General features: G+C 67.3%; 1 protein-coding gene. It reads right to left on the bottom strand.

Annotated elements, in window-relative coordinates; all coding sequences use genetic code 11:
* Window positions 1-506: alcohol dehydrogenase catalytic domain-containing protein (locus tag ACLQ28_RS34475; protein WP_425690443.1), on the bottom strand; the 506-nt coding region annotated here is incomplete at its 3' end.
* Window positions 507-526: the final 20 nt, after the last annotated feature.

Genomic DNA, 526 nt, shown 5'->3' with positions numbered 1-526 from the left:
CCAGCAGCCGCATGCACCAACAACCGCTCACCCCGCCGCAACCCACCCAAATCAAACAACCCGTAATACGCGGTCAGATAGACAACCGGGATCGCAGCGCCCTCGACGAACGAAAAGCCGGACGGCATCGGCACGACCATGTCTCGCTCGGCCACCGCCCTCGACCCGAAAGCGTGCGAGGCCAGGCCCATCACCCGGTCACCCGGGACCAGGTCGTGCACCTCAGCGCCGACCTCGATCACGACACCGGCGGCCTCACTGCCCAGCGGTACTTCCTCGGGATACATACCCAGGGCGTTCAGGACGTCGCGGAAGTTCAGACCTGCCGCGCGTACCTCGATGCGTACCTCATGGGCGCCCAACGGACGGTCGGCGTCCGACGCGGTGATCGCCAGACCCTCCAGCGAACCCTTGCGATCCACCGACAGCCGCCACGCACCACCGACCGACGCCACCGGCGCCCGACCCAACCGAGGCGCCAACAACCGCCCATCACGAACCGCCACCTGCGGCTCATCCACACCGA

This window comes from Micromonospora sp. DT201 (genome assembly GCF_049841575.1).
In the GTDB taxonomy this organism is placed as follows: Bacteria; Actinomycetota; Actinomycetes; order Mycobacteriales; family Micromonosporaceae; genus Micromonospora.
The sequence above is the reverse complement of the archived record's forward strand: the minus strand, read 5'-3'. Positions and strand labels throughout refer to the sequence as shown.